Here is a 19,945-nt window from a genome sequence, read left to right on the forward strand (position 1 = left end):
GGGCCTCACGCCATACGAGTTCATCTGCAAACGATGGACAATCGAGCCAAATCGTTTCATCCTAAATCCGATCCATCAAATGCCGGGACTGAACATCAACTACCGCATGGATTTTACTGCCAAATCCACCGCGGGAGCGACCGAGAGCCTGGGCTTGCGAGCCCCCCTTTTTCGTCGGCCACCAGCAGCTTGGGCCTGCGCCCGAATCACGGTCGCATCGATCGAAAGCCACTTCAGATCAGGATCGGCGGCTACACGGTGCAGCAATTCGGGTGTTTCATTTTCAAGAATGTTCCGAATGGCACCTGAAAAAGGGATAACCCAACATGACCACACCCTACACACAGGGCACGGTAACCGTGACCGCTGGCAGCACCACCGTGACCGGAACCGGGACAGGCTGGCTGACGAGTGGCATTGTTCCGGGCGTTCTTGGCGTCGATGGCCTCTCTGCACCGGCTACAACGATTGTCAGCGACATCGAATTGGAGTTGGCTGTCCCGTGGGCGGGTCCATCTGCGAGCGGCAAGTCCTACTGGCTGACCTACGACACCAGCAACGGCCAGCAGACGATCCTCAATACGCAGAGATTGGCCGAATACCTTGCGCGCCTCGACAAGCCGACGCTGGCCGCTCTGGCGGCTCTCACACCCGCCGCAAACAAGCTGCCGTATTTCGCCTCGGGGAACACTGGGGCGCTTGCCGACTTTCCCGCGCTTGCCCGATCCCTCTTGGCACTCGGGGGCGCGGCAAACAAGCTGCTATATCAGAACGCGGCAAACAGCTATGCCACGACTGATCTTACGGCTAAGGCAAGAGATATTCTTGCGAGCGCGGACACTAGCGCCATGAAGGGAGTGCTCGGTCTATCTGGTGCTATTCAGGTTGTTAAGTTCCGCTTGATTACCGCGTCTGGAACGTACGTACCCGATGCAAACCTCGTTTTCGCAGTTATTGAGGCAGTCGGAGGCGGAGGCGGCGGAGGCGCAGCAGTAAACAATTCAACAGACCTCACAATCGGAACAGGAGGTGGGGCTGGCGAATACTCGATGGCCTTAAAATCCAAAGCTGATTTATCACCAAGTCAACCTGTGACGATTGGAGCGGGAGGGTTGGCCGGAGCAAATGGGGGTAATACGTCTCTAGGAAGCCTCGTCATGGCAATAGGTGGTAACGGTGGTGGAGCCGCAACTGGTGCAGGCAGTACCGGCCCGGGGGCATTTGGCGGAGCAGGCGGAGTCGGAGATTTGCGGGTCCCCGGCCAATCGGGAACAGGTGGAAACACTGTCGTTGGCTCCGGGGGCGCTGTGACGCGTGTTAACAGCGGATCTGGTGGAAGTGGAAGATTTGGGTCGGGTGGGCGGCACAACGTTGGTTCAGTGGGCCAAGCTGGGCAGGGGTATGGCTCCGGCGGGGGTCCCGGTGGCGTCTTCCAATCAACTGCCACTGTAAACGGAGGCCCGGGTGCTCCGGGTCTTGTGTTCATAACCGAATATTGCACGGCTTGAGGATTATGCGCATGACTATTTATGTGAAGGTCGCAGATGGTGTCGTAACGGATAGAGCTGTTTTCGACGGGACTATCCCTAAGGATTGGCCGGATGTCGAGCTTTGGACCAAGAACGAAGAAGCGCAGATTGGATGGCAACTTGCCAATGGAGTTTTCTCGCCTCCGCTGAAACCTACAGCGTCCGCAACCAAAGCCGACGTTGATATCGAGCGCGACAAAAGGATTGCAGTTGGGTTCATTTACAGCGGCAAGCTTTTCCAAGCCCGCCAATTCGATCTCGACAATATCCGGTCTATGGCAACCGCCGCATCAGTGAAGATCGTCCAAGGCGCTCAGGATGGCGACCTGCGCTGGTTCGACCCGAGCAATGACTTCTATTGGATCGCTGCCGACAACACGACCCTGCCGATGTCAGCGCCCGATATGGTTGAGTTCGCGATGACGGCGGCGGCATGGGGCAGTAAGCACATCTTGGCGGCTGCTGCCCTCAAGGCAATGTCACCCATTCCGGCGGACTTCACAGACAACAAATGGTGGCCCTGATGCAGGTTCCTGTCTCAAACGCTCTTGCTCGGCTTGGCACCCTGAGCTTCACGCTCAATGATGAGGCTCGCCCTGGATGGCTCAAGCCAGACGGCGTGACCGAGTACAATCGGGCATCATATCCGGCATTCGTGATCAAGTTCGGGGCTGCTGAATGGTTCCTAGCTGGATCGACAGCGGCGAAATTCAAGTTGCTCGATGTGCGTGGCCTTGCGTTCGTCATGGCGGGCGGTGGAGTCAGGGTCGGCAAAGTGACTGGCGTAGCTGAGTATAAGCTGACCTCTGCCAACATGCCTGAACATGACCACACCTATGACAAACCTTCTTTGGGCACGGAAATGTCCGCCGGTGTGATCTCGCAGATACTTGGCGGCGTGCTGACCACACTTAAGATACCACAGCCGAAAGTTACGACAGCACAAGCCACCGGCAAAACTGGCACGACTTCTCCAACGGCGATCCCGATTACCCCCAAATCGCTTGGCGTGAACGTCTTCATCTTTGCCGGACTTCCGCAAGGCTGATTACTTATCTGCGACGGTCGTTCGACCGTCGTTAGATCATGAGATTGAATCGTAAAAATGATCTAGTTTAAAGCTGTTGGAGTTGTTTTTTTGATCAATGGCGGGAGTGATTTTGCGAAATACTGATCAAGGTATGGGAGAATTTCAGGCCTATCAGTGAATGTTGCATCTCGGTAGTCAGAGCTGCTTTGCGAAAAAGTTGATCCATAAATCTCGAAGGCCGGCGTAGCAAAACCTGCGACAAAAGTAAGCCATAGAAACCAAGTCTTTTTCGGTGAAATAGTACACATTGCTGCTGCTGATAACAAAAATAGGATTGCAAGTGAAGGAATGGATGAGCGCATAACTAAGTCATTCGACTGCCCGAGCCTGAAGATAGGCAGCAATATGAGGAAAGATGCGCTTGCAAGAATGTACGGCCTGAATGCTGAAGTTGAAATGATCAAAAGGCCGATTGTTACAGGAGCTACCTCGACGGCAGACTGAACTATGTAAGACGTAGGGGTAGCGCAGGGAGCATCACGAAAAGTGTGCGCCATGACGCAGGGCGATTGCCAAACCAACGACCTCGGCAATTCGGTTGAACCAGAGAGCAGGTAAGCTAGTATTGGGAACCCCACAAACACCCCTGTTGCAATGACTTGAGGCCTGAAGAGTGTCATGATCTTCTTTTCGGTAATGTAGTAGGCGAGCCCAAGGGGTAGGACGCCGATAACGATAAATGGCGACCATAGAGGAAGGCAGGAAAGCACCAAGGGTAGAAGATCGGGGCCTTCCCTTCGTTTAATCTGGAAAATCATCAGCGACACCGCCAGCCATGAAGCTATCGCATGCTGGGGAGTCCATAAAAGTGACGTCAGGTTTGACGGCAACTCAGCAAAACCATTCCACCACTCTATATGCACTGGGCTGATCTTCCAGCCGGAGTACCAAGTTCCGATGATATCTGCGCCGCTGAACAGAATGAAGATGGACGGCGCCAGGTATCGCCATCTCGGAGCCATTTTACCCAACATATAAAAGAAAGTTGTCAGGCCAATCAATGACCATAAATGGACAGCGGTATCCACTGACAACCCTGTAGCCTTAGAAACCAATGATGGTATCAGGTACCATGCTACGGAGTAGCGCAAGATGCCCAGCTGATCTTGATATTCAAGGGTGGGTGGCCAAGGATTTGTGGCAAGGATATTCAGCAGCGAATAGTGCTTTGTCCAATCACCTTTAGGCAGAATCCAATTTGAATAGCCCGATAAAATACAAAGAAGCGCGGCTAATGTGGCCATGATCATGACTTGCTTGAGCTTTTTAGGTTCTAAGTTAGGGCGCACCTCTCGGAGGATTTTGAAGAGCACAAAGCTCAGTGCGATCAAGCAAGGGAATCCATACTGAGGGCGGAGGAAGCCGAGAAAAAACACCACGACAGGCAGAGCGATGTAGAGCACTGCTATCATTTCCGATGCGCTGAGTGAACGTTCATGGCCCGGCGCCCGACCTGCACTTAAATCCAACTTAAATCCCCCGCTATATTGAAAGCATCTTAATAGCTCCAAAGTCGAGGCGGGGCTACGTTCAACTTTCTTAAACATCAGGAGAACACCATGGCGACTGTACGCGACGTACAGCAGCGCTTGATCGCGCTTGGCTTTCCGCTTCCCAAATATGGCGCCGACGGCGATCCGGGAGGCGAAACACTTTCTGCCGTCAACAGCGCTCTGGACGAGCTTGTCGTGCGTCGCGGCGGCAGCAAGCCCGCATCCGCGCCGCCGGTATCTGCGGATACGGAATCGGTCGTCCCTGCCGACTGGATGCCTGCGGCCAAGATGGACCGAATCATCTGCCACTGGACGGCCGGAACGCATAAGGCAACTGAGTTTGACCGGGGTCACTACCACATGCTGATCGAGGCCGATGGAAAACTGGTCCGCGGTATTCCGTCGATCAAGCTGAACAAGGCGCCAGCCAAAAAGGGCTACGCGGCCCATACGCTCAATTGCAATACCGGCTCTATCGGCGTGTCGCTGTGCTGCATGGGCGGGTCTGTCGAAAAACCGTTTGTGCCTGGTAAATACCCGATGACGAAAGAGCAGTGGGACAAGCTGACGACCGTCGTTGCCGAGCTTTGCCGCAAGTATGGGATCAAGGTCACGGATCGCACCGTGCTTTCTCATGCCGAGGTAGAGCACAATCTCGGTATCACCCAGCGCGGCAAATGGAATTTCACCGTCTTAGCGTTCGACCTGTCCGTGAAGGGCGCTCGCGCCTGCGGCGATAAACTGCGCGCGGAAGTCCTCGCGAAACTCTGACCCTCTCCACATCAAAGGAAACCACCATGCGTTCACTGATCATCGTATCAGCGGCGGCTATAGGCCTGTCCGCTTGCCAGTCTACCGGATCGATCGACACAGGTATCCGCCAGAACCTCCCACAGGTTTGCTCTGCTGGCGAGACTGCCTATGCCGTGCTTCTGCCGTTCATTGCTGCCGACAGGCTCAAGCCAAAAACTGCTGCGGCTGCCGAAGTTGCCTATCAGAGCCTTCAGGCACTCTGCGTCAACAAAGACAGCGCCACGCTCGCATCGACGCTGGTGGCTGCGTCGAGCGCCTATCTCACGATCACCATCGCCATCCGCGAAGCCAAGAAGGTGGAGAACTGATCATGACCACGAACAAAGAGAACATCGTTTCCGCGATTGCTGAGGGCGTACTGACCGGCGTCAACAGCCCGTCTACGCGCGCGACCGCTTCGGATGCCCGAACCATCATTGATGCCGTCGAACGCTCTACAGCGCCCGTTGTGGCCCACATCACGAATACGGAGCCTTGGTATCAGTCCCGCGTCACACTCGGCGCGATCCTGGCAGCGGCTGCCGGTCTCCTTGGCGTGTTTGGCTATGCGTTCCCAGAAGACGTGCAGGGCAAGCTCGTTGACCTGATCGTTGCTCTTGCTCCGGTCATCGGCGGTGGGCTGGCGCTTTATGGCCGCTGGGCTGCAAAGAAGCCCTTGGGCAAGTGATCAAACGGGGCGGTGTAGTGCCGCCCCTACGCATAGCGCAGGCATAAAGGGTTACGGGGCCAATGGCAGGAAACCAAGATATGAGCAACGGCACAGGCTTCGACCCGATGGCCCAATATGCCCGCCTGTCTGAGCGGGTAGAGAACCAGGGCAAGGACATTGTGGATCTCCGGTCCAACATGAACACCGGGTTCCAAACGGTAAACGCGGCCATTGGCACGCTGTCGAACGAACTGCGCAGCAACAGCAAAACGCAGTGGCCGGTTATCTGGGCGGCCGCTGGCGTCTGCTTTACGGTTCTCGCGACCGGCGGCGCGTTTTTCTACAACAGCCTGAACAAAGATCAATCTCGCCTTGATGCCGCAATCATCAAAAACGCTGAGGTGATGCAGACAGCCCTAACACGGTTGACGGAAGGCACCCAGCAGAGCCTTGTTTCAATGACTGAACGCATGGTTACACGGCAAGAGATGGAATACCGGCAGGCCCGAGGCGCTGAAGATCGGACACGGATGGAATCAACCATCAAGGAAATCCGCGAGGCCCAGGTGCCACGTGCTGAACTCGACCGCGTATTCCTGAATTACGATCAGCGCTTTGTTGACCAGCAGCGCCAGATTGATGACCAGAAGCAGGCGCAGGGAAGCGTCTATGGCGCGAGAGACGTGATCCTAGACCTGCGTGAGCGCCTTGATAGGGTCGAACGCGGTCGAGCAGCTACGGGCGGTTAGATCGGCGGCAACCCCGCCGCCACCCGCTGCGCATCATAATGCTCTTCGACCAGCCTAACGGCTTCTGACCGGCTTGACGCATATCCGCCCTGTGGCATGACGGTGACGCGGATCTTGCGCGAGTGGCCACCGTTCCAAAGCCACTTGCCTTTCATCGGCCCAGCCTCTTGGTACGATATGCGTCCGGTATTTTCCCCGTCGATCACGCAGACGTAGTCTTCTAGCGGCTTGCCATCGAGCCCGTTTTCTCCGGGCCATGTGCGCTTCCAATGATATCTGCGTTGGTATTCGGTCATAATGCTGGGACTAAATTGGGAACAGCGTGCCACACCTGATTCTAGTGTGGCAGAACGGTTGAAGTCCAGATTGCCACACCTGAAAAATTATACAGCTATTTCAGCCTGTTATGGAGTGGGTTTTAGATCGTTGGAGGCCTCGCCCGGAATTGAACCGGGGTACGAGGATTTGCAGTCCTCTGCGTCACCACTCCGCCACGAGGCCTCAATGAGGTGATTTCTCACGCCATGGCGGGGATTTAGAACGAATCCATTTTGCGTGCAATAGGGTAGGTGGGAAAAAGCCGAAGAAGTATTGTGGAAAAAAAGCCGCATGGCTCATCATGACCCGATGCGGCTTTTCGGCAGGGTCAGATTCGACCGAGTAGAACAAGAATAAGGACGATGACGAGCACCAGTCCGAGGCCGCCGGACAGGCCATAACCGTAATTGTGGAAGCCCCAGTTCGGCAGTGCGCCGATGAGGAAGAGGATGAGGAGGACGACGAGAATTGTACCGAGCATGGTGCTCTCCGACAGTTGTTGAGCTTTTACAGTCTCTTATCAATGATGTGTCAGATGAAAAGTTCCGTTTTTTGACGGGTCTCCACCGGATGCCGCGTGAAAAACATCTCACGGGCAGGCGACACCGCTTTTTCCATAGGGTCTGGTGTGGTTGAGCTTGAAAGCGGGGGCGCAGCCAATTAAGACGGTAGTCAAATAGCGCTCGGCTTTTCGGCCCGTTTGCGCGCTTTGTATGTGAGGCAAACACGACATGATGGATTTTGAAACCGCACGCGCCAAGATGGTGGATAGCCAGTTGCGCACGACCGATGTGACATCGCATTCGGTTTTAAACGCATTCATAGCGGTACCGCGCGAAGCATTCGTTCCCGCAGGCGTCAAGAAAATCGCCTATGCGGATGAGGATTTGCAGATCTGTCCGGCCAAGGACGGCACCGGTGCGCGGTACATCATGAAGGCGTCGCCACTGGCGAAGCTCTTGCAGTTGGCTGCGGTTACCAAGGACGATGTCGTGCTCGAAATCGGCGGTGGCACCGGCTACGTGACAGCGCTCCTGTCGCTGCTGGCAGGCTCCGTGGTCTCGCTCGAGGCCGACGAGGAACTGAGCGCAACGGCGACCGCGACACTGTCGTCTCTGGGGTATGACAATGTTGCAGTCGTCACGGGCTCTCTCGACAAGGGCCACGAGGCTGAAGCGCCATACGATCTGATTTTCATCAACGGTTCCGTCGAGCATGTGCCTGCTGCACTTTTGGAGCAGTTGCGTGACGGTGGGCGTCTGGTTGCCGTTGTCGGTTATGGCAATTCCGCCAAGGCGACCGTCTATCGCCGCGATGGCAAGGGTACGTCATCTGCCACGTTCTTCAATGCGTCGGTCAAGCCGGTGCCGGGCTTTGCAAAGACGCGCGAGTTCGTTTTTTGATCACATCGAGTGTTTGCGGATGTTTCTGGAAGCCGGGCCCGCAAATGCCCGGCTTTTCTCTTTGTCGCTTAACGGTTTGAAATAAAGCTGTGTAACAAGCCACTTAGTGACCTCGCATGGATTCATTTCTACCTTCGAGTGCCGTACACTGACGGTGATTCGGAGCGCGTATCGTCTGCTCCATTCCGTCTTTGAACGTGAAAATCGGGGATATCAATGGCTCAGTCCAGCGTCGCGCGCGAACCATCCATGGAAGAAATTCTGGCATCCATTCGCCGCATCATCGAAAGCAACGAGCCTGCCTCTGCTGATGCTTTCGGCGCGCCATTGCCCCCCGTATACGATGAGGACGAGGAGAGCGACAACGCCTCATTCGCCGCAGAACTTGCAAGCCCGCCCGCCCACGTTCCGCCCGCCGCCAACCAGGGCTTTGGCGCGCGCCAGCAGCATGAGCCGCTGAACATGGTTCGCTCTGAGATGACGGGCAGCGAGTCGGCCGAAAAGACCATGTCGCTGGCAGACGTGGCAGCGCGTGTCAGGGCCGCCGCAGACCGCAACGCCACACTTGGTCCGCAGGGTTATGCCCAGCAACGGCCTGCCGAGCCAGCACCTGCGGTTACGCAGGCGGCGCCACAGCCGGAACGTTATGTGCCCGCTCCACGCCCCGCTGACATACGTCCCCTGATGAACGCGCAGCCCGCCGCCGTGGCTCCGCGGCCGCAGGCGGCGCCGTTCTTTGATCGCCCGGCCGCCGTCCAGGAGCCGCAGCCTTTACCCGTCTGGGACAATATCGAGCTTCGTGGCGCCGTTGAACCGGAAGGTCCGGCACCGGTATTGCCCGAAGTGGTGGATGAGCAGCCCGTTGCCGTTTCGCCAGACGAGAAGCCAGAGAACAACAGCCTGTCCCTGAATTTGATTTCCGCTGCCGCCGGTGCGCAGATCCAGCGTTCGTTTGGCGAACTCGCCGAGATGTTCGATGGCGTGGAGCGTCCGACCGTCGAGCAGATGGCGCAGGATATGCTGCGGCCGATGCTGCAGGATTGGCTGGAAGACAACCTTCCGACGCTGGTCGAAAGACTGGTGCGCGAGGAAATCGAGCGGGTTGCTCGCGGCCCCCGCCGGTAACCTCTCACGTCTCATTATTTTCGGCATGGCCCGACGACCTCTCCCGCGTGGTGCTCTGATCCAGCCCGAGCATCACGCGGGAGAGGTCATCGCCTTTTTGCGATCTTATCTTTTTGATTGTGAGGCTTTGCTATTGAAATCTCGACAGGCTGTTGACTCTCCACCGCCCATCCGTATTTAAAAAATCACACATATGGCGCATTGCGATCCCCGGGATCCGTGATGCACTGTAGATTTGCTGTCGTGTCGTATGTCGTTTCGCAAAAAGCGCTGCAAATCTGCGCGACATGCTCCAGAACTCTAAAATTCAGGTCCGTAAATGCTCGAAAAGACCTACGATTCCGCATCCGTAGAACCCAAAATCGCCAAAGCCTGGGATGACGCCAACGCCTTTCGTGCCGGTGCGAACGCCAAGCCGGGCGCGGAAACGTTCACAATCGTGATTCCTCCGCCGAACGTGACCGGCTCGCTGCATATGGGGCACGCCCTCAACAATACGCTTCAGGACATCATGGTCCGGTTCGAGCGCATGCGCGGCAAGGACGTGTTGTGGCAGCCGGGCATGGACCACGCCGGTATCGCGACCCAGATGGTCGTTGAGCGCAAGCTGATGGAAAACCAGCTGCCGGGCCGTCGAGAGATGGGCCGTGAGGCTTTCATCGAGAAGGTCTGGCAGTGGAAGGAAGAGTCGGGCGGGCTGATCTTCAACCAGTTGAAACGTCTCGGCGCATCTTGCGACTGGTCACGTGAGCGCTTCACGATGGACGAGGGGTTGTCACAAGCCGTTCTCGAAGTCTTCGTTACGCTCTATAAGGAAGGCCTGATCTACAAGGACATGCGCCTTGTGAACTGGGACCCCAAGCTGCTGACGGCGATTTCCGACATGGAAGTCGAGCAGCTGGAAGTGAAGGGGAACCTCTGGCATTTCCGTTATCCGCTGGAAGACGGCGTCACCTATCAATACCCATGTGCATGGGATGATCGTGGACAGCCGACCGAATTCGAAACCCGCGATTATATCGTCGTTGCAACGACCCGCCCGGAAACGATGCTGGGCGATACCGGCATTGCGGTGAACCCGGAAGACGAGCGATACAAGTCTATCGTCGGCAAACACGCCATCCTGCCGATCGTCGGTCGCAAGATCCCCATCGTTGCCGATGACTATGCCGATCCGTCGGCGGGCACGGGTGCCGTCAAGATCACGCCAGCGCATGACTTCAACGACTTCGAAGTCGGCAAGCGGGCGGGCCTACGGGCCATCAACATTCTCAATGTCGACGCGACGGTCACCATCAAGGACAACGAGGACTTCCTCGAAGGCCTCGATCATCCGGCGGCGCTGCACGGTGCGTGGGATCGTCTGGAAGGGCAGGACCGTTTTACCGCCCGCAAGATCATCGTCGAGATTTTCGAAGAGGCTGGCCTTCTCGACAAGATCGAGCCGCACAAGCACATGGTGCCGCATGGCGACCGTGGTGGCGTGCCGATCGAGCCGCGCATGACCGAGCAATGGTGGGTGGACAACAAGACACTCGCCAAGCCCGCAATCGAATCCGTTCGCGAAGGCCGCACCAATTTCGTACCGAAAAACTGGGAAAACACCTACTTCCAGTGGATGGAGAACATCCAGCCATGGTGCATCTCGCGCCAGCTGTGGTGGGGTCACCAAATTCCCGCATGGTATGGTCCCGATGGACAGGTTTTTGTCGAAAAGACCGAAGAAGAAGCGCTTCAGGCCGCTATCCAGCACTATATTGCGCATGAAGGCCCCTGGAAGGCCTGGGTTGAGGAGAAGCTGGAGAACTTCAAACCCGGCGAAATCCTGACCCGTGACGAAGACGTTCTCGATACGTGGTTCTCGTCAGCCCTGTGGCCGTTCTCGACGCTCGGCTGGCCGGAAAAGACGCCGGAGCTTGCACGGTATTATCCGACCAATGTTCTGGTCACCGGCTTCGACATCATTCCGTTCTGGGTGGTGCGCATGATGCAGATGGGCCTGCACTTCATGAAGGACGAGGCGGGTAATCCGGTCGAGCCGTTCCACACGATCTACATCCATGCGCTGGTTCGCGACAAGAACGGCCAGAAGATGTCGAAGTCGAAGGGCAACGTCATCGATCCGCTCGATCTGATCGACGAATATGGTGCCGACGCGCTGCGCTTCACGCTGGCCATCATGGCGGCGCAAGGGCGTGACGTGAAGCTGGACCCGGCGCGCATTGCCGGTTACCGCAACTTCGGCACCAAGCTGTGGAATGCGACGCGTTTTGCCGAAATGAACGGGGTCAAGCGTGATCCACATTTCATTCCGGAAGCAACGACGCAGACCATCAACCGCTGGATTCTGACAGAGCTGGCAGACGCTGCCAGGGATGTGACGGCGGCCATCGAGAACTATCGTTTCAACGATGCGGCGGGCCTGCTCTATCGCTTCGTGTGGAACCAGGTCTGTGACTGGTATCTGGAACTGCTGAAGCCTGTCTTCAGCGGTGAAGACGAAGGTGCCAAGATCGAAGCGCAGGCCTGTGCGGCATACGTTCTGGAAGAGATCTACAAGCTGCTGCATCCGTTCATGCCGTTCATGACGGAAGAGCTGTGGGCGCATTCGGCAGGCGAAGGCGAAAGCCGCGCCGATCTGCTGTGCCACACGGACTGGCCAGCACCTCAGTTCCGGGATGATGCGGCGGCAGCCGAAATCAACTGGCTGATTGATCTTGTCTCCGGTATTCGATCGACGCGCTCGGAAATGAACGTGCCGCCGGGCGCAATGGCACCGCTGGTCATTGTCGCGGCAAGCCCGGCAACGGAAACGCGTCTCGACCGCCATTCGGCGGCGATCCGTCGTCTGGCCCGCGCTGATGAGATCCTGGCTGCGGACGTCGCGCCCAAGGGCTCGGCACAGCTCGTGTTGGGCGAGGCGACCGTCTGTATTCCTCTCGGCAACCTCATCGATGTCGCGGCAGAAAAAGCCAGACTTGAAAAGGCTATCGGCAAGGCGGAGAGCGAAATGGAGCGGATCGACAAGAAGCTGTCGAACGAGAAGTTCGTTTCCAATGCCGACCCGGACGTTGTTGCGGCGGACCGCGACCGCAAGGCCGAACTTGAAGTCCAGATCAAGAGCTTGAAAACGGCCCTTTTACGGGTCAATGAAGCCGGCTGAGCCTGACGATAGGCTGATAAAGAAAGCGCTCCTGAACAGGGGCGCTTTTTTGTTCGAGCATGTAGTGCCAAGAATCAACGCTGTCAGGATCCCTGCACCAAAACTGCGTTCCGCATGTCCAGATTTTTCCGGCGCCGACAGAGTGAGGCGAAAGCGCGGCTTTTGCATGTGAAAATTGTGGATGTTGTCGGTTCGCTACAGTAGCGTCGCCACACGCCAATTCATTCCAAGAAAATAGCGTAGAGTTCATTTTTTTGGAAAAAAAAACCAGTTTGGGACAACAAGCCCATTGCGGTCAGCATCTTACGTCAAGTTATTTTGCGCTGCAAAAAATCCTGCGCCTACTCCGTAGATTGTGTTTCCTTTCAAAGCATTGCACTTTCGACGCATCACATTGCCTTGATTGGGGAGAGAGATGGCAACACATAATCATTTTATCACGGGCGTTTTGGGCCTTGCTATCGGTATCACGTCGATCACGCCTGCTTTTGCAGGTGGTCTGGAGCGCGGCGGTTACAATATCGACCAGCTGTTCGACGCATCGCCATTCACGTTCTCATCCGGCGTTACCTATGTGATGCCGCAGCGAAAGCTGAAGAATGTGCGCGATACGGACCCCAGGGACCGCCTCGGAACGGATGGTATCGGCGGCGGGACGACGACTGCCGACGACAGCGAAAGCTATGCGATCCCCTATGTCGGTTTCAAGGGCGGCTACGGTCCGGTCGATTGCCTTGTCGATTATTCCCAGCCATTCGGTGCTCATCTCGATCCGGGAAATGGATGGGTCGGCGCTCAGAGCAATATTGAGACAAAGCTCCGCACCGACAATTACGGTCTGACCTGCTCCTACAAATTCGATGCAGGCCCGGGCCAGTTCCGCGTTATTGGTGGCGGTTTTTACCAGGAGATCGAGGCGTTCAAGACAAGACTTGTTGCACCCATTACCGGTCCTGCATCGGCGGTCTTCGATGGGGTCGGCCGTCTTGATATAAGTGATGAAGCGCTCGGCTGGCGCGCCGGGGTTGCGTATGAGATTCCGGAATATGCGCTGCGTGCAAGCCTCGTTTACAACAGTCGCGTGAAGTATGACAATCTTTCAGGTTCGCTCGATCTGACGGACGTCCCGGCCGCTGCCAATCCTGCCAATCCATTCCTCGGGAGGCGTTTCGGCGTTGTAGGCTCTGCGGAGGCCCCTGACTCGCTGGAACTCAAGGTACAGAGCGGGATTGCGCCCGATTGGCTCGCATTCGGATCTGTCAAATGGACGAACTGGAGCCTGATCCAGTCCATCGGTTTCTGCCCGGTTGCTTCTTCAGGCTTGCCTTGCCCCCCTGGCGGTGTCACCTCTCTCGATCAGCTTTATCGTGATGGCTGGACGATTTCGGGCGGCGTTGGTCACAAGTTCAATGATCAGTGGTCGGGTGCTCTGAGCCTGACCTGGGATCGTGGCACGAGCACCGGCGTTGGATCACAGACCGATACATGGACCGTTGGAGCCGGTGTTTCTTATGCCGTCACGGAAAATATCGAGTGGCGTGTTGCGGGCGCTGTCGGACTTTTGACAAGCGGCAGCTCCGGTGCTGTGACGCGCGGCGGTGTGACTTACGGTGACGACGTCGCTTACGACTTCGGAAACGATCTCGTCAGCGCTGTTTCCACGTCGGTCAAAGTAAAGTTTTAATACTGGTTAAGACAAAAACGAACCCGGTCTTTCGAGGCCGGGTTTTTTGTTGCCGTCCACTAATATTGTGACGATTTGGCAACATATTTATGCAACCTTCACGTAGGGTAAGAATGGGGACGTATTTGTCCATTTCCCGCCACAAACAAGTTGCTTGTCTGTTTTCGAGAGACGCGGGGAATGAAAGAATAGGCAGGCTTCGAGGGTGGCGCTGCAGGTTTGGTGGACGTGAAAACGGGTTTGGATTCAGTGTTTAAGGACGTAAAAGCGGATTTCGACTTCGCGCGCTTCCATCACGGAATCCGAACGGCGGTAAAACGCCGTGATATTGCCGAAAATGGCGGATACATTCGTTGGCATGAAAATACGGATCTGGCACCACATTTGATCTCTGGCAGCACGTGGGACAGTGCGGCTGGACCATCGAGCGTGTCCTGAATTCCCGGGAGTCATCGGGAATGTCTTTGCTGTAAAGTTTGAGTACTCGCTATAGGCCGGGAAGAGTGAGAGAAGTTCGTTGAAATGCTGAAATGTGACATCAACGTTTTAAAGCCGCTATGTCTGGGAGTGTTGCTCGTATCGATGGCAATACCGGCGGCAGCTTTCGACATCAATTCGGGTGTGACGAAGGAATCAGGTCCTTTCGATCTCTTCAAATTCGGTTTCAAGTCGTACAAGAGCGGCAAGAAGGACGATGCTGTCGAGGCCTATCGCTATGCCGCGGAAAAAGGTCATACGGGCTCGCGCTGGGCGCTTGCGAATATGTATGCCTTTGGTGACGGTGTTGCCAAAAACGATTTCGAAGCCTTCAAGATTTACAGCGAGATTGCCAGCCAGGGCGTGGAGCCCGGCTCCGAGGACACCGGCTTCTTCGTCAACGCGCTTCTCTCGCTCGCCGATTATTATCGCCATGGTATTCCTGGCAGCCCGGTCAAGACCGATCTGTCACAGGCCCGCCAGCTCTATTTCCAGGTCGCCTCCACATTCGGTGTGGCCGAAGCTCAGTTCGAGCTTGCACAGATGATACTGGCAGGCGAGGGCGGTCGCGCAGACACCCAGCAGGCCAAGAAGTGGCTGAACCAGGCGCGTAAGCACGGCCATGCCGGTGCCATGTCCATCTTCGGCAATCTCCTGTTTCAGGAAGGTCAGACCGTGCGTGGGCTCGCTTTCATGACGGCCGCGCTGGACAAGTGTTCCGCCGCCAACTGCAAGTGGATACAGAACATGCAGGAACAGGCCTTCTCGGTTGCTGCAGAAGAAGACAGACGTGTTGCGATCTCGCTCGCGCAGAATATTGCCCTGGGTGACGCTGACTGATTTCAATCGACCTGCACGGTCATCGGATTCATGGCTGGGTCGCGTCGTCCTCCTCCAGACAAGCCGAGGGATGACGGGGAGAGGGTGAAGAGGGTCACCCCATCAGGCCGTCATGACGCCAGCTGAAAATCGAAATATCCGCAGACCGGTACGTGGTCGGACGGCTTTTCCCAGGCACGAACGTGCTTTTCGATGGACACCGATTGCAGCTTGTCGGCAGCTTCACAGGATAGCATCAGGTGATCGATGCGGATGCCGTTGTTCTTGGGCCATGCACCTGCCTGATAATCCCAGAATGTATAAAGGCCTGCCTCGTCCGTCGTCGCACGTGTGGCGTCCGTCAGGCCCAGATTTTCCAGTTTACGGAAGGCTGCGCGCGTTTTCGGCAGGAACAGCGCATCGCCTTCCCAGGCGCGCGGATCGTAGCAGTCGAAAGGTTCGGGGATGACGTTGTAGTCGCCAGCGAGAATAAGCGGCTCTTCCAGAAGAAGACGCTCCTGCGCAAAGCGGGTCAGTCTTTCCATCCAGGCCAGCTTGTAAGGGTATTTGACCGGATCATCCGGCGGGTTGCCATTCGGCAGGTAAAGCGAGCAGACCCGGATTGCCCCGCCCTTGACCGAAAAGACGCCTTCGATGAAACGGGCCTGTTCGTCGGCATCGTCGCCCGGCAGTCCGCGATTGATCTCGTCCGGCATCATCTTTGACAGAAGCGCCACGCCGTTGAAGCCTTTTTGCCCGTGGGTTTCCACGTGGTAGCCCAGCGCTTCGATGTCGAGGCGTGGAAAATTTTCATCGACGGATTTGATTTCCTGAAGACAGGCGATATCGGGGCTCGAATCCTTGAGCCACTGGCAGAGGTTTTCGATGCGCGCCTTGACGCCGTTGATGTTCCAGGTGGCAATCTTCATCGGACATTCCATTTTCACTATGGCTTGTTTAAACCATACGCAGCCGAATGCCACCCGTTTTCACAGTTTCAACAGGCTTGGGGGAACCTTGGATCAGACCGAAAAGCTGGTGCCGCAGCCGCAGCTTGCGACCGCATTGGGGTTTTTGATCTGGAAGGACTGGCCGAGCAGGTTGTCGACGAAATCGATTTCAGACCCCTCCATGTAGACGACGGACATGCTGTCGATCAGCACCTTGGCGTTGTCGCGCGAAATGACAAGGTCATCGTCCGTGGGGGCGCCATCGAGGTCGAACTTGTAGGAAAAGCCGGAGCAGCCACCGCCCTCCACGGACACGCGCAGGGATTGCTTGCCCTCTTCGGAGGCAACGATCTGGGCGATTCGCTTGGCGGCGGATTCTGAAAGTGTAATGTCTGTGGTCATGGTGTTTCTCCAACCGGGGTCAAGAACCGGAGAGCGGTGTTTTCTGGTCTTCGTGATTATAAACCAGTCAAATTAACGGTCTATAGCCTTGTTGCGCGGCGATGACGCTTTGCGGCAACCTTCGGGATAGGTATGAAGGGTAAGGGAAAAGGTCAATGGCAAGACCGCGTGTTAGAGTTCGGCAGGGTAAAGAATGATAATCGATCAGCGTGCACTGGGTTTTGGCAGCGGAGATCGGGCGGTCTATGCCACCGATCCATGGACGACGCGTGGACGGTTGTTTCCCGAGACCTCCAGCCTCACACGCTCCGAATTTCAGCGTGACCGTGACCGCATCGTTCACACCACGGCTTTCCGGCGGCTGAAGCACAAGACGCAGGTCTTCATCAGTCCCGATGGAGATCATTATCGCACCCGGCTGACGCACACTGTGGAGGTGGCGCAGATTGCCCGCGCTCTGGCGCGTGCGCTCAAGCTGGATGAAGATCTGGCGGAAGGCGTGGCGCTGGTTCATGATTTCGGCCATACGCCGTTTGGCCACACCGGCGAGGACGCGCTGGACGCCATGTTGAAGCCCTATGGCGGCTTTGACCACAATGCCCAGTCGCTTCGCATCGTCACCAAGTTGGAACGCCGATATGCCGAATATGATGGTATCAACCTGACATGGGAAACCTTGGAAGGGCTGGTCAAGCACAACGGTCCGCTGGTCGGTGACAACGCCAGGGATAGCCATGGTCCCGTGGCGCTGCCCATTCTGGAATATTGCCAATTGCAGGATCTGGAAATCGGCACCTTCGCCAGCCTCGAAGCCCAGGTTGCCGCCATCGCCGACGATATCGCCTACAACACGCACGACATCGATGACGGTCTGCGTGCAGGCTATCTGACATTCGAGATGCTGGAGGAGGTGCCTTTCCTCAGCGGTCTGATGGCGGACGTGCGGGCAAAATATCCAAACCTCGAAGACGAGCGCTTCGCCCATGAAATCATGCGCCGCCAGATTACCCGCATGGTCGAGGACGTGATCGGCGTTGCCCAGCACAATCTGCTGAAGCTCAAGCCGACATGCGCTGCCGATATCCGCGCGGCAAGCTTCACCGTCGCGACATTTTCGCCGGAGATGGCGGAAACCGACAGGCAGATCAAGAAATTGCTGTTTGCGCATATCTATCGTCACGCCGATATCATGCGGATCAGGGCAGGGGCGACACAGATCATCACCGACCTGTTTCACCGCTACATCGAGACGCCAGCCGAAATGCAAAGCCACTACTGGGTGGACAGCATTCCGGGCATGAGCGTGGCTGCGAAAGCGCGTCATGTCGGGGATTATCTGGCCGGGATGACCGATAGTTATGCACTGAAAGCGCACCAGCGCCTGTTTGACCATACACCCGATTTGCGGTAGGCAGCGGGCAAATACGGGCCTGATCAACGGCTGATGAGCCGGACGCCCGAACTGAGATGCAAGCCTTTTGCGCAGGTATACGATATGAATATTTTTGCCGATTTCGACACCAGAATCAAAAACGCGCTCGAGACGATCGAGCTCGTCAGGGCGCATCGCGATACGGTGGACTTCGGCCGCATCACCGTGGAATCGCCGCGCGATCCCACCCATGGCGATGTTGCGACCAACGCTGCCATGGTGCTGGCCAAGCCGCTCGGCACCAATCCGCGCGCGCTGGCTGAACTCATCGCGCCTGCGCTGGAACGCGACGACGACGTCGATAGCGTCAATGTCGCAGGTCCCGGCTTCATCAATATCCGTGTTTCAGTTGCCTATTGGCAGCGCCTGCTGGCAGACATGATCGCGAACGGCGTCGATTACGGCCGCTCAAACATCGGTGCGGGCAAGAAGGTGAACGTCGAATACGTCTCCGCCAACCCGACAGGGCCGATGCATGTGGGCCATTGCCGGGGCGCGGTGGTGGGCGATACGCTGGCGAACCTTCTCTCGTTTGCCGGTTACGAGGTCATCAAGGAATACTATATCAACGACGCCGGATCGCAGATCGACGTGCTCGCACGCTCCGTTTTCCTGCGTTACCGCGAAGCCCTGGGCGAAGACGTTGGCGCCATTCCGCCGGGTCTTTATCCGGGTGATTACCTTGTGCCGCTCGGCCACGCGCTTGTTGATGAATTCGGTATCAAGCTGCGGGCCATGCCGGAAGAGCAATGGCTGCCGATCGTCAAGGACAAGGCCATCGACGCGATGATGGTGATGATCCGTCAGGATCTCGCCGCGCTCAATGTGAAGCATGACGTGTTCTATTCGGAGCGCACGCTGCATGCGGGCAATGCTGGCCCCATTCTGTCCGCTATCAACGACCTGACCTTCAAGGGCCATGTCTACAAGGGCACGTTGCCGCCGCCGAAGGGCGAGTTGCCGGATGACTGGGAAGATCGCGAGCAGACGCTGTTCCGTTCGACCGAAGTCGGTGACGACATGGACCGGGCGCTGATCAAGTCCGATGGGTCATACACCTATTTTGCCGCAGACGTTGCCTACTTCAAGGACAAGTACGACCGTGGCTTCGGCGAGATGATCTATGTACTGGGTGCCGACCATGGCGGATACGTCAAGCGCCTGGAAGCGGTTGCGCGGGCCGTGTCAGAGGGCAAGTCCAAACTGACGGTTCTTCTGTGCCAGCTGGTCAAACTTTTTCGTGATGGCGAGCCCGTCAAAATGTCCAAACGCTCCGGCGATTTCGTCACTTTGCGCGAGGTTGTCGATGAGGTCGGACGTGATCCGGTGCGATTCATGATGCTCTATCGCAAGAGCTCGGAGCCTCTGGATTTCGATTTTGCTAAAGTAACCGAGCAATCCAAAGATAATCCCGTGTTTTATGTGCAGTATGCACACGCACGCTGCAAGTCCGTTTTCAGGCAGGCAAACGAGGCGTTTCCAGACCTTGACATATCCTCCGAGGCCATGGTGTCCGGTGCGTCATTGATTAGTGATATCAATGAATTGCAGCTGATTGCTAAACTGGCGGAATATCCGCGCATGATCGAGTCCATCGCGCTCAATCACGAGCCGCACAGGCTGGCGTTCTACCTCTATGATCTCGCAAGTTCCTTCCATGGGCATTGGAATAAAGGTAAAGATCAGACAGGATTACGTTTTGTTAACGATAAAAACCGAGAATTAAGTGTTGCCAGGTTAGGGCTGGTGAATGCTGTCGCAAATGTACTGAAGTCCGGACTGACGCTTTTAGGAGCAGACGCACCCGACGAAATGCGATAACATCTCACCATTATTTGCTCACAATACG

General features: G+C 56.5%; 19 protein-coding genes, 1 tRNA gene and 1 pseudogene. 14 read left to right on the forward strand and 7 right to left on the reverse strand.

The features are described from left to right. Positions 1-94: 94 nt before the first annotated feature. A pseudogene (locus GGQ73_RS17745) lies at positions 95-255 on the reverse strand (IS5/IS1182 family transposase); the annotation flags it as partial. Between the two features lie 71 nt (positions 256-326). Here GGQ73_RS17745 and GGQ73_RS17750 point away from each other — a divergent pair. From GGQ73_RS17750 to GGQ73_RS17760, 3 genes are read left to right on the forward strand one after another with little or no spacing between them, the layout of a single operon-like run. Continuing rightward, positions 327-1,508, forward strand: coding sequence for a glycine-rich domain-containing protein (locus GGQ73_RS17750; RefSeq protein ID WP_183897362.1), 1,182 nt, complete (start codon positions 327-329; stop codon positions 1,506-1,508). 11 nt (positions 1,509-1,519) lie between these two features. Then, a complete protein-coding gene (locus tag GGQ73_RS17755; protein WP_183897275.1) occupies positions 1,520-2,053 on the forward strand; it encodes a DUF4376 domain-containing protein in 534 nt (177 codons plus the stop codon). Continuing rightward, positions 2,053-2,577, forward strand: a complete 525-nt coding sequence (locus GGQ73_RS17760) for a hypothetical protein (protein WP_183897276.1) — start codon at positions 2,053-2,055, stop codon at positions 2,575-2,577. Before GGQ73_RS17755 ends, GGQ73_RS17760 begins: the two co-directional genes overlap by 1 nt. Positions 2,578-2,639: 62 nt before the next feature. Here GGQ73_RS17760 and GGQ73_RS17765 read toward each other — a convergent pair whose 3' ends face one another. Next, positions 2,640-4,166: a hypothetical protein gene (locus tag GGQ73_RS17765; protein WP_183897277.1), complete on the reverse strand. Its 1,527-nt coding sequence runs from the start codon at positions 4,164-4,166 to the stop codon at positions 2,640-2,642. 12 nt (positions 4,167-4,178) lie between these two features. On the opposite strand from GGQ73_RS17765, the gene GGQ73_RS17770 reads away from it, so the two are divergent. The 4 genes from GGQ73_RS17770 to GGQ73_RS17785 all read left to right on the forward strand — a co-directional run bounded on the left by GGQ73_RS17770 (position 4,179) and on the right by GGQ73_RS17785 (position 6,323). After that, on the forward strand, positions 4,179-4,883 hold the full coding sequence (locus tag GGQ73_RS17770; RefSeq protein ID WP_183897278.1) for a peptidoglycan recognition protein family protein: 705 nt from the start codon (positions 4,179-4,181) through the stop codon (positions 4,881-4,883). Between the two features lie 26 nt (positions 4,884-4,909). Then, on the forward strand, positions 4,910-5,233 hold the full coding sequence (locus GGQ73_RS17775; protein ID WP_183897279.1) for a cell wall anchor protein: 324 nt from the start codon (positions 4,910-4,912) through the stop codon (positions 5,231-5,233). Positions 5,234-5,235: 2 nt separating this feature from the next. Next, positions 5,236-5,592, forward strand: coding sequence for a hypothetical protein (locus GGQ73_RS17780; protein ID WP_183897280.1), 357 nt, complete (start codon positions 5,236-5,238; stop codon positions 5,590-5,592). 80 nt (positions 5,593-5,672) lie between these two features. After that, positions 5,673-6,323: a hypothetical protein gene (locus GGQ73_RS17785; RefSeq protein WP_234911017.1), complete on the forward strand. Its 651-nt coding sequence runs from the start codon at positions 5,673-5,675 to the stop codon at positions 6,321-6,323. Here the strand turns inward: GGQ73_RS17785 and GGQ73_RS17790 are convergent. The 3 genes from GGQ73_RS17790 to GGQ73_RS17800 all read right to left on the reverse strand — a co-directional run bounded on the left by GGQ73_RS17790 (position 6,320) and on the right by GGQ73_RS17800 (position 7,122). Continuing rightward, positions 6,320-6,619, reverse strand: a complete 300-nt coding sequence (locus GGQ73_RS17790) for a hypothetical protein (protein WP_183897282.1) — start codon at positions 6,617-6,619, stop codon at positions 6,320-6,322. The two genes, GGQ73_RS17785 and GGQ73_RS17790, sit on opposite strands and share 4 nt — an antisense overlap. Positions 6,620-6,750: 131 nt before the next feature. After that, positions 6,751-6,824 (reverse strand) — tRNA-Cys (locus GGQ73_RS17795). 145 nt (positions 6,825-6,969) lie between these two features. Further along, positions 6,970-7,122: a DUF3309 family protein gene (locus GGQ73_RS17800; protein WP_174152808.1), complete on the reverse strand. Its 153-nt coding sequence runs from the start codon at positions 7,120-7,122 to the stop codon at positions 6,970-6,972. A 250-nt stretch (positions 7,123-7,372) separates the two neighbouring features. On the opposite strand from GGQ73_RS17800, the gene GGQ73_RS17805 reads away from it, so the two are divergent. The 5 genes from GGQ73_RS17805 to exoR all read left to right on the forward strand — a co-directional run bounded on the left by GGQ73_RS17805 (position 7,373) and on the right by exoR (position 15,333). Next, entirely contained in the window at positions 7,373-8,044 is a 672-nt protein-coding gene (locus tag GGQ73_RS17805; RefSeq protein WP_183897283.1) for a protein-L-isoaspartate O-methyltransferase family protein, read from the forward strand. A 216-nt stretch (positions 8,045-8,260) separates the two neighbouring features. Further along, entirely contained in the window at positions 8,261-9,169 is a 909-nt protein-coding gene (locus GGQ73_RS17810; protein WP_183897284.1) for a DUF2497 domain-containing protein, read from the forward strand. Between the two features lie 319 nt (positions 9,170-9,488). Further along, positions 9,489-12,332, forward strand: coding sequence for a valine--tRNA ligase (locus GGQ73_RS17815; RefSeq protein ID WP_183897285.1), 2,844 nt, complete (start codon positions 9,489-9,491; stop codon positions 12,330-12,332). A gap of 415 nt (positions 12,333-12,747) precedes the next feature. Further along, positions 12,748-14,016: an OmpP1/FadL family transporter gene (locus GGQ73_RS17820; protein ID WP_174152812.1), complete on the forward strand. Its 1,269-nt coding sequence runs from the start codon at positions 12,748-12,750 to the stop codon at positions 14,014-14,016. A gap of 522 nt (positions 14,017-14,538) precedes the next feature. Next, positions 14,539-15,333: an exopolysaccharide production regulator ExoR gene (exoR, locus tag GGQ73_RS17825; protein ID WP_174152814.1), complete on the forward strand. Its 795-nt coding sequence runs from the start codon at positions 14,539-14,541 to the stop codon at positions 15,331-15,333. Positions 15,334-15,443: 110 nt separating this feature from the next. Here exoR and xth read toward each other — a convergent pair whose 3' ends face one another. Both xth and erpA read right to left on the reverse strand, forming a co-directional pair. After that, positions 15,444-16,241, reverse strand: a complete 798-nt coding sequence (gene xth / locus GGQ73_RS17830; RefSeq protein WP_183897286.1) for an exodeoxyribonuclease III — start codon at positions 16,239-16,241, stop codon at positions 15,444-15,446. Between the two features lie 93 nt (positions 16,242-16,334). Further along, positions 16,335-16,664, reverse strand: coding sequence for an iron-sulfur cluster insertion protein ErpA (erpA, locus tag GGQ73_RS17835; RefSeq protein ID WP_174152816.1), 330 nt, complete (start codon positions 16,662-16,664; stop codon positions 16,335-16,337). Positions 16,665-16,857: 193 nt separating this feature from the next. Here erpA and GGQ73_RS17840 point away from each other — a divergent pair, with 193 nt between their 5' ends. Both GGQ73_RS17840 and argS read left to right on the forward strand, forming a co-directional pair. After that, positions 16,858-18,075 carry a deoxyguanosinetriphosphate triphosphohydrolase gene (locus tag GGQ73_RS17840; RefSeq protein WP_183897287.1) on the forward strand — a complete coding sequence of 406 codons (1,218 nt, stop codon included), beginning with the start codon at positions 16,858-16,860 and terminating at the stop codon, positions 18,073-18,075. Positions 18,076-18,159: 84 nt separating this feature from the next. Next, positions 18,160-19,917 (forward strand): arginine--tRNA ligase, encoded by a 1,758-nt coding sequence (gene argS / locus GGQ73_RS17845; protein ID WP_183897288.1) that lies wholly within the window; start codon positions 18,160-18,162, stop codon positions 19,915-19,917. Positions 19,918-19,945: the final 28 nt, after the last annotated feature.

The organism is Rhizobium skierniewicense (genome assembly GCF_014196515.1).
GTDB classification, from domain to species: domain Bacteria; phylum Pseudomonadota; class Alphaproteobacteria; order Rhizobiales; family Rhizobiaceae; genus Agrobacterium; species Agrobacterium skierniewicense.

Coding starts and splice junctions, on each gene's coding strand:
- GGQ73_RS17770 (WP_183897278.1), top strand. CDS start 4,179: ATGGCGACTGTACGCGACGTACAGCAGCGCTTGATCGCGCTTGGCTTT.
- erpA (WP_174152816.1), bottom strand. CDS start 16,664: ATGACCACAGACATTACACTTTCAGAATCCGCCGCCAAGCGAATCGCC.
- GGQ73_RS17780 (WP_183897280.1), top strand. CDS start 5,236: ATGACCACGAACAAAGAGAACATCGTTTCCGCGATTGCTGAGGGCGTA.
- xth (WP_183897286.1), bottom strand. CDS start 16,241: ATGAAGATTGCCACCTGGAACATCAACGGCGTCAAGGCGCGCATCGAA.
- GGQ73_RS17815 (WP_183897285.1), top strand. CDS start 9,489: ATGCTCGAAAAGACCTACGATTCCGCATCCGTAGAACCCAAAATCGCC.
- GGQ73_RS17750 (WP_183897362.1), top strand. CDS start 327: ATGACCACACCCTACACACAGGGCACGGTAACCGTGACCGCTGGCAGC.
- argS (WP_183897288.1), top strand. CDS start 18,160: ATGAATATTTTTGCCGATTTCGACACCAGAATCAAAAACGCGCTCGAG.
- GGQ73_RS17820 (WP_174152812.1), top strand. CDS start 12,748: ATGGCAACACATAATCATTTTATCACGGGCGTTTTGGGCCTTGCTATC.
- GGQ73_RS17800 (WP_174152808.1), bottom strand. CDS start 7,122: ATGCTCGGTACAATTCTCGTCGTCCTCCTCATCCTCTTCCTCATCGGC.
- GGQ73_RS17840 (WP_183897287.1), top strand. CDS start 16,858: ATGATAATCGATCAGCGTGCACTGGGTTTTGGCAGCGGAGATCGGGCG.
- GGQ73_RS17755 (WP_183897275.1), top strand. CDS start 1,520: ATGACTATTTATGTGAAGGTCGCAGATGGTGTCGTAACGGATAGAGCT.
- exoR (WP_174152814.1), top strand. CDS start 14,539: ATGCTGAAATGTGACATCAACGTTTTAAAGCCGCTATGTCTGGGAGTG.
- GGQ73_RS17810 (WP_183897284.1), top strand. CDS start 8,261: ATGGCTCAGTCCAGCGTCGCGCGCGAACCATCCATGGAAGAAATTCTG.
- GGQ73_RS17785 (WP_234911017.1), top strand. CDS start 5,673: ATGAGCAACGGCACAGGCTTCGACCCGATGGCCCAATATGCCCGCCTG.
- GGQ73_RS17790 (WP_183897282.1), bottom strand. CDS start 6,619: ATGACCGAATACCAACGCAGATATCATTGGAAGCGCACATGGCCCGGA.
- GGQ73_RS17775 (WP_183897279.1), top strand. CDS start 4,910: ATGCGTTCACTGATCATCGTATCAGCGGCGGCTATAGGCCTGTCCGCT.
- GGQ73_RS17765 (WP_183897277.1), bottom strand. CDS start 4,166: ATGTTTAAGAAAGTTGAACGTAGCCCCGCCTCGACTTTGGAGCTATTA.
- GGQ73_RS17760 (WP_183897276.1), top strand. CDS start 2,053: ATGCAGGTTCCTGTCTCAAACGCTCTTGCTCGGCTTGGCACCCTGAGC.
- GGQ73_RS17805 (WP_183897283.1), top strand. CDS start 7,373: ATGATGGATTTTGAAACCGCACGCGCCAAGATGGTGGATAGCCAGTTG.